Below are 9,279 nucleotides of genomic sequence, written 5' to 3'. Positions count from 1 at the left end.
CAAGATCCTGCAATGGAGCGAGTCCGCGATATCAACCTGCTGCCCAAGGCCCATCTGCATCTGCACTTCACCGGCTCGATGCGCCCCAGCACCCTGCTCGAACTCGCCGACAAGTACGGCGTGCACCTCCCTGAGGCCCTGACGAGCGGCGAACCGCCGAAGCTCCGCGCGACGGACGAGCGCGGCTGGTTCCGCTTCCAGCGTTTGTACGACATCGCACGGTCCTGTCTGCGGGAGCCGGAGGACATCCGGCGGCTGGTGCGCGAGGCGGCCCAGGAGGATGTGCGGGACGGTTCCGGCTGGCTGGAGATCCAGGTCGACCCGACGTCGTACGCGCCCATGCTGGGCGGGCTGATCCCGGCCCTGGAGGTGATCCTCGACGCGGTGGAGGGCGCGGCCCGCGAGACCGGCCTGGGGATGCGGGTCGTGGTGGCGGCCAACCGGATGAAGCACCCGCTGGACGCGCGCACGCTGGCACGGCTGGCCGTGCGCTACGCGGACCGGGGCGTGGTCGGCTTCGGGCTCTCCAACGACGAGCGCCGCGGCATGGCCAGGGACTTCGACCGTGCCTTCGCCATCGCCCGCGAGGGCGGGCTGCTGGCGGCCCCGCACGGCGGCGAGCTGACCGGCCCCATGTCCGTCCGGGACTGTCTGGACGATCTGCACGCCTCCCGGATCGGCCACGGGGTGCGGGCGGCCGAGGATCCACGGCTGCTGCGCAAGCTGGCCGAGCGCGGGGTGGCCTGCGAGGTCTGCCCGGCGTCCAACGTGGCCCTCGGGGTGTACGAGAAGCCCGAGGACGTGCCGCTGCGGACGCTGTGGGACGCGGGCGTTCCGATGGCGCTGGGCGCGGACGACCCCCTGCTGTTCGGGTCCCGGCTGGCGGCGCAGTACGAGATCGCCCGGCTCCATCACGGCTTCACGGACGCCGAGCTGGCCGAGCTGGCCCGCCAGTCGGTGCGGGCGTCGGCGGCGCCGGAGGACGTACGGGGCAAGCTGCTGAGCGGGATCGACGACTGGCTGACCGGCTGACTAACCGATACCGGGCCGTGCGGGTCCGGTTCAGAGGCTGACGCCGACCGTCACCGGCTCGTTGACGAGGGTGACCCCGAAGGCCTCGCGCACACCGGCGACGACCTCGCGGGCGAGCGCGAGGAGGTCTTCCGTGGTGGCCTCGCCGCGGTTGGTGAGGGCGAGCGTGTGCTTGGTGGAGATACGGGCGGGTCCGCTGCCGTACCCCTTGGTGAAGCCCGCCTTGTCGATGAGCCAGGCGGCGGAGGTCTTGGTGTGGCCGTCGCCCGCGGGATAGGCGGGTGGGGTGACGTCGTCGCCGAGCCGGTCGCGGACCCGGCCGAGGAAGGTCTCGTACTCCGCCGCCGTCAGGATCGGGTTCGTGAAGAACGATCCGGCCGACCAGGTGTCGTGGTCCTCGGGATCCAGCACCATGCCCTTGCCCGCGCGCAGTTTCAGGACCGCCTCGCGCGCGGCCGCCGCCGGCACCCGGTCCCCCGCCTCGACGCCGAGCGTGCGGGCGGTCTCGGGGTACTTGATCGGCGCGGACATGCCCCGCGCGTCCTCCAGCTCGAACCGGACGCGCAGCACGACATAGCGGTCCGGGTCGGCCTTGAAGCGGCTGTGGCGGTACGAGAAGCCGCACTCGGCGTTCGGGACGGTGACCGTCCCGCCGCCGCGGCGGTCGTACGCGACGACCTCGGTGATGGTGCTGGACACCTCCTGGCCGTACGCCCCGACGTTCTGGATCGGCGTGGCACCGGCCGAGCCGGGAATGCCGGACAGGCACTCCAGCCCAGCGAGGCCTGCCTCCACCGTCCTCGCCACGGCCTCGGTCCACACCTCGCCCGCGGCGAGCTCCAGCCGTGTGCCGTCCAGCCGGAATCCGGTGGTGGCGATGCGCAGGGCGGTGCCGTCGAACCCCTTGTCGCCGATCACCAGGTTGCTGCCGCCGCCGATCAGCAGCAGCGGTGTCCCGGCGGCGTCGGCCTCGCGGACGGCGGCGATCACCTCGTCATCCGTGGTGGCGGTGACGAGGCGGGTGGCCGGTCCGCCCAGGCGGAACGTGGTCAGCGGGGCGAGGGGCGCGTCATGGAGTTCCTGCACGCCGACAAGAGTACGGGCCTGGGCACCCCGGCCCGGTGGGGGCCGGGGTGTGCTCAGGCTCACGCCACGGGGGCGACGACCACGTCGGGCCCGGAGGCCGTGACCCTGGCCGGATGCCCGGCCGCGGCCCGTCGGCGCGGGATGAGGAGGGCGAGCGCCGCGCCCACCCCCACCGCCGCCGAGCCGATCCACAGTGCGGGCACGGTCCCGTCCACGAACGCGTCCGCGGATCCGTATCCGCCCTGCGCCGCGAAGACGGAGGCGAGGATCGCCACCCCGAGGGCTCCGCCGACCTCGCGCATGGCGTTGTTCGCGCCGGAGGCGATGCCCTGTTCGAAGGTGCGGACGCTGGACATGACGAGACTGGCCGCGGGGGCGAAGTAGAGCGACATGCCGATGCCGCTGATGATCAGCGGCGGCAGCTGGGCCGCGTACGAGACGTCGGGTGCGAGTATCAGCGCGAAGTACCCGAGGCCCACGGCCTGCAGGGCGAGTCCGGTGACGACGACGGGCCGTCCGCCGACGCGGTCGGAGAGATAGCCCGCGACCGGCGCGACGAGCATCGGCATGCCGGTCCACGGCAGCATCCGCAGCCCGGCCTCGGTCGGCGAGTAGCCGACGATCGTCTGCAGGAACTGGCTGAGCAGGAAGATCGAGCCGAACATCCCCAGGAACATCAGCAGGCTCGCCATGTTGATGCCGAGGAACCCGCGGTCCCGGAAGAGCCGCATCGGCAGCATCGGCCGCTTGCCGTGGATCCCGTGCCACACGAACGCGGCCACCAGCAGGCCGCCCGCCGTCAGCCCGGTCAGCACGCGCCCGTCGGTCCAGCCGTGCGACGGCGTGCTGACCAGGCCGTACACGATGCCGAAGAGACCTGCGCTGATCAGGACCGTGCCGAGGACATCGAGTCGCGCGTCGGGCCCGTACGACTCCTTCAGGCGCAGCCGCGCCAGAGGCAGGAGGGCGAGGCCGACGGGAACGTTGAGCCAGAAGATCCACTGCCAGGACAGGTGCTCGGTGAGGCTGCCCCCGATCAGCGGTCCGCTGGCCACGGCCAGACCGGTGACCGCGCCGAAGGCGCCGAGGGCCATGCCGCGGCGGGCGGCGGGCACGGCGGCCGTGAGCAGGGTGAGGGTCAGCGGCATCATGACCGCGGCCCCGGCGCCCTGCACCGCCCGGGCGGCGATCAGTTCGCCGATGCCGGGCGAGAGCGCGGCGGCGGCGGACGCCACGGTGAAGACCGTGAGCCCGGCCGTGAAGAGCCGCCGCCGGCCGAACCGGTCCCCGAGCGCCGCCCCGAACATGAGGAGGACGGCGAACGTGAGCGTGTACGCGTTCACCGTCCATTCCAGGTCCTCCAGCGCCCCGCCGAGGTCGGTGCGTATGGACGGAAGCGCGGTGGTGACGACGAGATTGTCGAGAGCCGCCATGAAGCCGGCGACGCTGGTGATGACGAGCGCCCAGATGGCGGGGCCGCCGCCTCGGGCCGATTGCTTGGTCACTGCTCTCTCCCCCTGTTGGTGTGGCTGCTCGTTAGTTATTGCTGACTAACTTTCCTGGTCATGGAAACGGACGGCACGCAGGCCCCGGACACCACGGCACGCGCGACGGTGCGGCGGGGCACCCCCGGGATCACGGCTCACGCGAGGCAGGACGCCGGGCCGAGGCGTAGAACCCCTCCCAGACCCGGTGACCGGCCGGGAAGCCCATGGCGACCAGCGTGTTGATCAGCATTCCGTACGCCATGAACTGCGTGGTCTCGCCGATGTCCGCCCCGAGCGGCAGATGGACCGCCTCCCAGAGTTCCATCCAGCAGCCGCGGACCTCTTCGCCGAACTCACGGTCACCCGCCGCTTCGGCGGCGGCCACGGCGACATAGGTCTGCATCTGCATCAGCAGCCGCTCGGGCTGCTCGTCGATGATCCGGGTGTACGCGTTCGCCATGGCGTGCAGGGCCTCCTCGCCCTCCAGCCCCTCGCTCGCCTCCTCGAACGCCTGGCGCATCTCGGTCATGCAGCGTCCCGCGGCGGCGAGGAAGATGGCCTTCTTCCCCGGGAAGAGCCGGAAGAGATACGGCTGCGAGACACCCACCCGTCTGGCGATCGCCTCGGTGGACGTACCGCTGTAGCCGCCGTGGGCGAACTCCGACATCGCCGCACGGATGACGCTCTCGCGCCGCTCCTCTGCACTCATCCGGACCATGGGAGTGAAGTTAGTGCTCAATCACTAACTACGTCAACGGCGCGCGCGAACAGCGGAGAAGGGGCGAGGAGCAGTGAAGGCGCGAGCAGCAGAGAAGGCGTGAACACCCGTGAAGGGGCGCCGCCCGATGAGCCGCGCCCCTTCCTCCATGCTTTCCGCCGTCCCGCAGCCCCCGGCCGCGCGACGCGGCGGTCAGGCGAGCTGTACGACCGCCCGCGACATCCCCAGCACCTTCTGGCCCGCCGACATCGCCGTCAGGTCGACCCGCACCCGGCCGTCGTCCAGCTTCGCCGCGACCTTGGCGCTGACCTCGATGAGCGCGCCCTTGTCGTCGTTGGGCACGACCACCGGCTTGGTGAAGCGGACCCCGTACTCGACGACCGCCGCCGGGTCGCCCACCCAGTCCGTCACCACACGCGCCGCCTCGGCCATCGTGAACATGCCGTGCGCGATCACGTCCGGCAGCCCGACCTCCTTGGCGAACTTCTCGTTCCAGTGGATCGGGTTGAAGTCCCCGGAGGCGCCCGCGTACTGCACCAGCGTCGCCCGCGTCACCGGAAAGCTCTGCGCCGGCAGTTCCGTACCGACCTCGACGTCCGCGTATGCGATCTTCGCCGCCATCTCGATCAGCCTTCCTCGGCGCCGCGCGCCACCAGCTTGGTCCACGCCGTCACGACGTGCTCCCCGGCCTCGTCGTGCACCTCACCGCGGATGTCCAGGATGTCGTTGCCCGCGAGGGACTTGATGGCCTCGATGGTCGAGGTGACCGTCAGCCGGTCACCCGCCCGCACCGGACGGGTGTACGCGAACTTCTGGTCGCCGTGCACCACACGGCTGTAGTCCAGGCCCAGTTGCGGATCCGCGACGACCTGTCCCGCGGCCTTGAAGGTGATCGCGAACACGAAGGTCGGCGGAGCGATCACATCGGAGTGGCCGAGCTGCTTGGCGGCGTCGGGGTCCGTGTACGCCGGATTCGCGTCGCCGACCGCCTCCGCGAATTCCCGGATCTTCTCCCGGCCTACCTCGTACGGCGCGGTGGGCGGATAGGTCCGCCCGACGAAGGACTGGTCGAGCGCCATGGACTCGCTACCTCCTGGTTTTCGTTCCCTGGCCGGAGACACCGGAACTTGCCGGTAACCCCGTAACAAACGACACGAGGCCGCCCCCTCGACGGGGGCGGCCTCGCATACGAGCCTGATTCAGCGCGTCTCGCGGTGTGCAGTGTGCGCGTTGCAGCGCGGGCAATGCTTCTTCATCTCAAGACGGTCCGGGTTGTTGCGCCGGTTCTTCTTGGTGATGTAGTTCCGCTCCTTGCACTCCACGCAGGCCAGCGTGATCTTCGGGCGGACGTCGGTGGCAGCCACGTGAGTGCTCCTTGGACGGACGGATGGACGGATGAACGCAGAAAAGAGTAGCCGATCGAAGGACCGACCCCACAATCGGCTACTGTGTGTAGCGGTGACCGGACTTGAACCGGTGACACAGCGATTATGAGCCGCTTGCTCTACCGACTGAGCTACACCGCTTCGATGCCGGATCCCCTCGCCCGAAGGCGAGGATCACCAACATCAGAGCCCCAATACGGAATCGAACCGTAGACCTTCTCCTTACCATGGAGACGCTCTACCGACTGAGCTATTGGGGCGAGCGATGAAGACATTACACGGTCGGTCGCCGATCGCCCAAATCCGTTTACGAGCCACGTTGGCCGCCTTCGGCGCGTACCCGACGGAGCGCCGTCACACCCGCCTCGTCAGCCACACACGGCCACAGACGGTGACGCGTCCACGTCCCTCCCCGTACGCCACTCGTGGTCACACCGGTACGACTATTGCGCTCCTCCTCGATGCGCGGTCGGCGCGCCCCTAGGCTCGGCTCACGCCGGGTGACCATGATCGTCCGCAGGCCGCCCGCGGCCACTCCCCCGCCCCCGGGCCACTCCCCCCGCCCATCAGGAGCGCGATGCCCGACAGTCAGGCGCAGCCGCCCGACCGCGCCACCGCAGACACCACGGCGCTGCTCCTGTGCGGCGCCCGCCTCACCGACGGCCGCACGGTCGACGTGCGGCTCAGCGGCGCGCGGATCGAGGCCGTCGGCACCGCGGGCAGCCTCAGCACCTCCCCCAAGGTGCACTCCGCCCGAGTGGACCTGAGCGGCTATCTCCTGCTCCCCGCACCTGCGGAGCCGCACGCCCACGCGGACACGGCCCTCACCGCGCTCGCCGCCGCGGAGCCCGTCTCGTACGCCGCCGAGGACGTCCAGCGGCGGGCCACGGAGGCCGCGCTGCTGCAGCTCGGGCACGGGGCGACCGCGCTGCGCTCGCACGTGCGGATCGGCGATGTGCAGGGCCTCGGCCCGCTGGAGGCGGTGCTGCAGGCGCGCCGGTCGCTGCGCGGACTGGCCGAGCTGACCACCGTCGCCGTGCCGCGGCTGCTCACGGGAGTGGCGGGCGCCGACGGTCTGGCGGTGCTGCGGGACGCGGTGAAGACAGGCGCGTCCGTGGTGGGCGGCTGCCCGGACGCCGACCCGGATCCGACCGGCTACACGGAAGCGGTCCTGGAGATCGCCGCCGAGTACGGCTGTCCCGTCGACCTCCACACGGACGGTGACGATCCGGCCCGGCTGGCCCGGCTCGCCGCCATGGCCGGCGGGCTGCGGCCGGGTGTCTCGATCGGCCCGTGCGCGGGCCTCTCCCGGCTGCCGGCCGAGGTCGCGTCCCGGACCGCGGACCAGTTGGCAGCGGCCGGGGTGACCGTGGTCTGCCTGCCGCAGGGCGGCTGCGCCGGCGCGGAGCTGCGCGGCGTCGCACCGGTGCGGCTGCTGCGGGCGGCAGGGGTCCGGGTCGCGGCGGGCAGCGGGGCGATGCGCGACGTGGCGAATCCGGTCGGGCGCGGCGATCCGCTGGAGGCGGCCTTCCTGCTCGCCTCCCAGGGCGGGCTGCGCGCGGCGGAGGCGTACGACGCGATCGGCACGGCGGCACGCGCGACGATGGGGCTGCCGGAGGTGCGGGTCGAGGCGGGGTTCCCGGCCGAGCTCCTCGCGGTGCGCGGCGAGCAGCTGGAGGGCGTGCTGTCGCTGGCGTACAGCAGGATCGTCATCCACCGGGGACGCGTGGTGGCCCGGACGAGCGCGGTACGCGAGTACTGCGACTCGGCGGCGGCCGTCGCCCTCGAACTGCCGCGCCAGGGACGGCCGGACCCCAGGCCGTGAGGCGACCGCCCGTTGGCCGGAACGGGGCGGTGCGTCCGGATGTCGCGCGCGGGGCGCGGTGGACCGGCGTACGGTCGTGAGCATGCGCATCGTCATCGCTGGGGGACACGGTCAGATCGCACTGCGCCTGGAGCGGCTGCTCGCGGCGGGCGGACACGAGCCGGTGGGCATCATCCGCAAACCGGAGCAGAGTGACGACCTGCGCGAGGCCGGTGCGGAGCCGTGTCTGCTGGATCTGGAGTCGGCCTCGGTGGATGAGGTCACGGCGGTCCTGACGGGCGCGGACGCGGCGGTCTTCGCGGCGGGCGCGGGGCCGGGAAGCGGCGCGGAGCGCAAGGACACGGTCGACCGGGACGCGGCGATCCTCTTCGCGGACGCGGCCGAACGGGCGCGTGTACGGCGGCACATCGTCGTCTCGTCCATGGGCGCCGACCCCGGGCACGAGGGCGACGAGGTCTTCGACGTGTACCTGCGGGCGAAGGGCGCGGCCGACGCCTACGTACGTGGCAGGAGCGGTCTGGACGTGACGATCCTGCGCCCCGGGATGCTGACCAACGACGCCGGGACGGGGCTGGTCCGGCTGGAGGCCCGTACCGGGCGCGGCCCGGTGCCCAGGGACGACGTGGCCGCGGTCATCGCGGAGCTCATCGAGACTCCGGCGACGACCGGACTGACCCTGGAGCTGATCAGCGGGGCGGTGCCCGTCGCGGTCGCGGTGAAGGACATCGCGGGCAACTGACGCCGGAGCAGGCGTGGTGGGGCACGCGGGGCAACGCAGGGGGCGAGCGCCGGGGGACGAACGCGGAAGGACGGCGGAAGGACCGGCCGGGCGACCGATGAATTCCGGCCGCCGACGTGGTCCTTGACCTCATGAGGGAACCCGTGGAGCAGCAACCCACCGTCGAACAGCGCCCCGAGCAGACCTACGTGGCCGTCAGAAGGTCGGTCAGGATGGACGCCTTCGGCGTCATCGCCGACCGCCTGCCCGAAATCTTCGGCTGGCTGGCCTCCCACGGCACCACCCCGGCCGGACCCCCCTTCTTCCGCTTCCACACCGTCGACATGCAGGGCGAGTCGGAGGTCGAGGCGGGCGTCCCGGTCGACTCCCCGCCGCCCCCCGAGGGCGACATCGTGATCGGCACCCTCCCCGCGGGCCGCTACGCACGCCTGACACATGCCGGTCACCCCGACAGGCTCTTCGGCGCCATCACCCGGCTGCGGGAGTGGGCGGCGGAACAGGGCCTGGAGTGGGACCTGATCACGGACCCGGACGGCGTGGAGCGCTGGGGCTGTCGCGTCGAGTCGTACCCCACCGACCCGCGCGTCGAGCCGGACATGAACAAATGGGAGACGGAACTGGCGTTTCGCCTGGCCGACCAATAGGGCTGGGACTGCCGGACCGCCGAGCGTTCTGACTTGCCGTCAGCCACACCATGGGCGTGTCCAATTCCTGAGCACCCGCGGAATTCCATGCCCACCCGCTCGAAGCCGGTAACCGCAACGCCTTTGTGCGGGACGGGAATTGCGCGTACGCGACGCCGGTCTCGGCCGTGGCATCCGGCGATCAGGCGCGTCACAAGGGACCATCGGACGCCCCGAGGCCTGGGCGGCGCATGTCCCGGTGCTCGCAAAGGGGGGTTGCAGGCGGAAGCGTTGCCAGGCGAGGCGCGCCGCCTGCACCCCGGCGCAGAACCACTGGCCGGCGGGCCGCCCTGCGCTGACTCGCGTCGCCGGATCCGGCACCGA

Annotated in this window: 10 protein-coding genes and 2 tRNA genes; 4 read left to right on the top strand and 8 right to left on the bottom strand. The window is 71.7% G+C overall.

Annotated elements, in window-relative coordinates; all coding sequences use genetic code 11:
• Positions 1–12 precede the first annotated feature (12 nt).
• On the top strand, positions 13–1,032 hold the full coding sequence (locus OG766_RS21070; RefSeq protein WP_328725965.1) for an adenosine deaminase: 1,020 nt from the start codon (positions 13–15) through the stop codon (positions 1,030–1,032).
• 30 nt (positions 1,033–1,062) lie between these two features.
• Here the strand turns inward: OG766_RS21070 and OG766_RS21065 are convergent, their stop codons facing one another.
• The 8 genes from OG766_RS21065 to OG766_RS21030 all read right to left on the bottom strand — a co-directional run bounded on the left by OG766_RS21065 (position 1,063) and on the right by OG766_RS21030 (position 5,968).
• Positions 1,063–2,175, bottom strand: coding sequence for a UDP-N-acetylmuramate dehydrogenase (locus OG766_RS21065; RefSeq protein ID WP_266384340.1), 1,113 nt, complete (start codon positions 2,173–2,175; stop codon positions 1,063–1,065).
• A 2-nt stretch (positions 2,176–2,177) separates the two neighbouring features.
• Entirely contained in the window at positions 2,178–3,623 is a 1,446-nt protein-coding gene (locus OG766_RS21060) for a DHA2 family efflux MFS transporter permease subunit (RefSeq protein ID WP_266381517.1), read from the bottom strand.
• A 130-nt stretch (positions 3,624–3,753) separates the two neighbouring features.
• Complete coding sequence (locus OG766_RS21055; RefSeq protein ID WP_266381514.1) at positions 3,754–4,323, bottom strand: TetR/AcrR family transcriptional regulator; 570 nt, start codon at positions 4,321–4,323, stop codon at positions 3,754–3,756.
• A 192-nt stretch (positions 4,324–4,515) separates the two neighbouring features.
• The gene (locus tag OG766_RS21050; protein WP_266381511.1) at positions 4,516–4,944 is read right to left on the bottom strand and encodes a MaoC family dehydratase; all 429 of its coding nucleotides are present in this window, start codon (positions 4,942–4,944) and stop codon (positions 4,516–4,518) included.
• A gap of 5 nt (positions 4,945–4,949) precedes the next feature.
• The gene (locus tag OG766_RS21045; RefSeq protein ID WP_266381508.1) at positions 4,950–5,402 is read right to left on the bottom strand and encodes a MaoC family dehydratase N-terminal domain-containing protein; all 453 of its coding nucleotides are present in this window, start codon (positions 5,400–5,402) and stop codon (positions 4,950–4,952) included.
• A 120-nt stretch (positions 5,403–5,522) separates the two neighbouring features.
• Entirely contained in the window at positions 5,523–5,687 is a 165-nt protein-coding gene (rpmG, locus tag OG766_RS21040; RefSeq protein ID WP_003948671.1) for a 50S ribosomal protein L33, read from the bottom strand.
• 89 nt (positions 5,688–5,776) lie between these two features.
• Positions 5,777–5,849 (bottom strand) — tRNA-Met (locus OG766_RS21035).
• A 46-nt stretch (positions 5,850–5,895) separates the two neighbouring features.
• Positions 5,896–5,968, bottom strand: a tRNA-Thr gene (locus OG766_RS21030).
• 317 nt (positions 5,969–6,285) lie between these two features.
• On the opposite strand from OG766_RS21030, the gene OG766_RS21025 reads away from it, so the two are divergent.
• From OG766_RS21025 to OG766_RS21015, 3 genes are all read left to right on the top strand, one after another.
• Positions 6,286–7,533 (top strand): amidohydrolase family protein, encoded by a 1,248-nt coding sequence (locus OG766_RS21025; RefSeq protein ID WP_266381505.1) that lies wholly within the window; start codon positions 6,286–6,288, stop codon positions 7,531–7,533.
• A gap of 82 nt (positions 7,534–7,615) precedes the next feature.
• Positions 7,616–8,272 carry an SDR family oxidoreductase gene (locus OG766_RS21020; protein ID WP_266381502.1) on the top strand — a complete coding sequence of 219 codons (657 nt, stop codon included), beginning with the start codon at positions 7,616–7,618 and terminating at the stop codon, positions 8,270–8,272.
• 143 nt (positions 8,273–8,415) lie between these two features.
• Positions 8,416–8,916, top strand: a complete 501-nt coding sequence (locus tag OG766_RS21015) for a GyrI-like domain-containing protein (RefSeq protein ID WP_266381498.1) — start codon at positions 8,416–8,418, stop codon at positions 8,914–8,916.
• Positions 8,917–9,279 lie beyond the last annotated feature (363 nt).

This window comes from Streptomyces sp. NBC_00259 (genome assembly GCF_036181745.1).
Taxonomy (GTDB): Bacteria; Actinomycetota; Actinomycetes; order Streptomycetales; family Streptomycetaceae; genus Streptomyces; species Streptomyces pratisoli.
The sequence above is the reverse complement of the archived record's forward strand: the minus strand, read 5'-3'. Positions and strand labels throughout refer to the sequence as shown.